The 2773-nt window shown below is 66.9% G+C and carries 2 protein-coding genes and 1 pseudogene; 2 read left to right on the forward strand and 1 reads right to left on the reverse strand.

Annotation, left to right across the window (positions count from 1 at the left end):
• Positions 1–1096 (reverse strand): Hsp70 family protein (locus tag ACF1G2_RS36035; RefSeq protein ID WP_391802370.1); only part of this gene is annotated, 1096 nt, incomplete at its 3' end.
• A 259-nt stretch (positions 1097–1355) separates the two neighbouring features.
• Between ACF1G2_RS36035 and ACF1G2_RS36040 the strand changes: the two genes are divergently transcribed.
• Both ACF1G2_RS36040 and ACF1G2_RS36045 read left to right on the forward strand, forming a co-directional pair.
• Positions 1356–1874: a sugar transferase gene (locus ACF1G2_RS36040; RefSeq protein ID WP_391802371.1), complete on the forward strand. Its 519-nt coding sequence runs from the start codon at positions 1356–1358 to the stop codon at positions 1872–1874.
• Positions 1875–2026: 152 nt separating this feature from the next.
• Positions 2027–2773 (forward strand): annotated as a pseudogene (locus tag ACF1G2_RS36045) (Fe-S oxidoreductase); the annotation flags it as partial.

Raw genomic sequence — 2773 nt, forward strand, 5'->3', positions numbered from 1 at the left:
TCACGTCCAGAAGCAGGACGTCCTTGACCTCACCCTTCAGCACACCGGCCTGCAGGGCGGCGCCGATGGCCACGACCTCGTCCGGGTTCACACCCTTGTTGGCCTCCTGGCCACCGGTCAGCTCCTTGACGAGCTCGGCGACGGCCGGCATACGGGTGGAGCCACCGACGAGAACGACGTGGTCGATCTCGGACAGGTTGATGCCCGCGTCCTTGATGACGTTGTGGAACGGCGTCTTGCAGCGGTCCAGAAGGTCGGCGGTCAGCTGCTGGAACTGAGCCCGGGTGAGCTTCTCCTCCAGGTGCAGCGGACCCTCGGCGGAGGCGGTGATGTACGGCAGGTTGATCGACGTCTCGGTGGAGGACGACAGCTCGATCTTCGCCTTCTCCGCGGCCTCGCGCAGACGCTGGAGAGCCATCTTGTCCTTGGCCAGGTCGACGCCGTGGCCGTTGGCGAACTGCTTCACCAGGTAGTCGACGACGCGCTGGTCCCAGTCGTCACCACCGAGGTGGTTGTCACCGTTGGTCGCCTTCACCTCGACGACGCCGTCACCGATCTCCAGGAGGGACACGTCGAACGTGCCGCCACCGAGGTCGAAGACGAGGATCGTCTGGTCGTCCTTGTCCAGGCCGTAGGCCAGGGCGGCCGCGGTCGGCTCGTTGACGATGCGCAGGACGTTGAGGCCCGCGATCTCACCGGCCTCCTTGGTGGCCTGACGCTCGGAGTCGTTGAAGTACGCCGGGACGGTGATGACCGCGTCGACGACCTTCTCGCCCAGGTACGCCTCGGCGTCGCGCTTCAGCTTCTGCAGGATGAAGGCGCTCATCTGCTGCGGGTTGAAGCTCTTGCCGTCGATGTCGATCTTCCAGTCGGTGCCCATGTGGCGCTTGACCGACCGGATGGTCCTGTCGACGTTGGTGACCGCCTGGCGCTTGGCGACCTCGCCGACGAGCACCTCACCGTTCTTCGCGAAGGCGACGACGGACGGCGTGGTCCTGGCACCCTCGGCGTTGGTGATGACGGTGGGCTCGCCGCCTTCCAGAACGCTGACGACCGAGTTAGTCGTGCCCAGGTCGATGCCGACCGCACGTGCCATTTCAATTCCTCCAGCTGACTGACTTGAGTGGATCTGACTCAAGGATGCATGACGACCCCCGACGCGTCAACAGACCTGAGCGTGGGTGGCTCAACTCTTCACCCTGACAGTCGCTCAAAAAGGCGTCCAGGGGCCCGCCGGGGCGCGTCATTCCCCGGTTCGGGGCCCTTCGACATGAGAGAGTCCGGGGTGCCCCTGCCGGGCAAACCGGGCGTATCCCACGAATATCCCATGAATGTCACTCGAAAGGGTGTGGGGAATGACGGCCAAGCGCACACTCGACCTCTTCGGCGGACTCGCCCTGCTGGCCGCCCTGTCCCCTGCGTTCGCCGCCGTCGCCCTCTCCCTCGCGGTGACGACGGCCGGCGCCGGCGGGGTGCTGCGCCGGCGGACCGTCGCGGGCCTGGGCGGTCGGGCTTTCACGATGCACACGTTCCGCACGAAGGGCCCGCTGGCCGGAATGCCCCTCCTGGTCCATGTCGTACGGGGGGAGATGTCGCTCGTCGGCCCGTGCCCGCTCACCCCCGGGCACCGCGAGTGCGTCGGCGAGTCCCGCCGGAGACTCACGGTCCGGCCGGGGATGACGGGGCTCTGGCAGATCAGCGGACGCTCGGAGCTGCCCTGGGAGGAGCGCGAGCTGCTCGACCTCCACTATGTGGACCACCACTGGCTCGGGATGGATCTGGGCATCCTGGCGCGTACGCTTCCAGCAGTCCGCAGGCGTCGCGCGGCGAGCGCCTCCACGGCGGGGGAGACCCGGTCGGCAAGGCTTGCCTGAGCGACACAGATCACCGCAGGCGCCGCTACAGCGCGGAGCCGTGACGGGGTAATCTCAGCACGGACTGAATAAGTTACCGCTTAGTAGCGCCGGACTCGCCACACTGGGGAGTACAGGCGCTCCGCCTCGCAGGCCCGCCCGAGGAGCCCCTCATGCAACTCGCCGCGATCATCGTGTCGATCGCCATCACGGTGGTGGCCGTCGCGCTGTTCGGCCGCGCCATCGCGCAGATCTACCGCTTCGTGAAGCTCGGCCAGCCCGTGCCCGCGGGCACGCGCACCGGCGACCCCACACAGCGCACCATCACGCTGGTCAAGGAGTTCCTCGGCCACACACGCATGAACCGCTGGGGCATCGTGGGCGTGGCGCACTGGTTCGTGGCCGTCGGCTTCTTCTCGCTGCTGCTCACCATCGTCAACGCGTTCGGCCAGCTCTTCCAGGCCGACTGGCTGATCCCGATCATCGGCGACTGGCTGCCGTACGAGATCTTCACCGAGTTCCTCGGCCTGATGACCGTCCTCGGCATCGTGACCCTCATCGTGATCCGGCAGCTGAACCGGCCGGGCGGCGCGGGCCGCAAGTCCCGCTTCGCGGGATCCAAGACCGGCCAGGCGTACTTCGTCGAGGCGGTCATCCTGATCGTCGGCGTCTGCATCATGACGCTGCGCGCCCTGGAGGGCGTCCAGCACCACGTGACGAGCTGGGAGCCGGGCTTCTTCGCCTCGTACCCGCTGATCGCGCTGCTCGACGGGCTCGACCTGAGCACGATCCAGCACCTCACCTACTTCTTCGCGGCGCTCAAGATCGTCACGTCCTTCACCTGGATGATCACGGTCTCGCTGAACACGAACATGGGTGTCGCCTGGCACCGCTTCCTCGGCTTCCCGAACATCTGGTTC

The sequence above is a fragment of the Streptomyces sp. NPDC013457 genome, assembly GCF_043089925.1.
Taxonomy (GTDB): Bacteria; Actinomycetota; Actinomycetes; order Streptomycetales; family Streptomycetaceae; genus Streptomyces.

Coding starts and splice junctions, on each gene's coding strand:
- ACF1G2_RS36040 (WP_391802371.1), top strand. CDS start 1,356: ATGACGGCCAAGCGCACACTCGACCTCTTCGGCGGACTCGCCCTGCTG.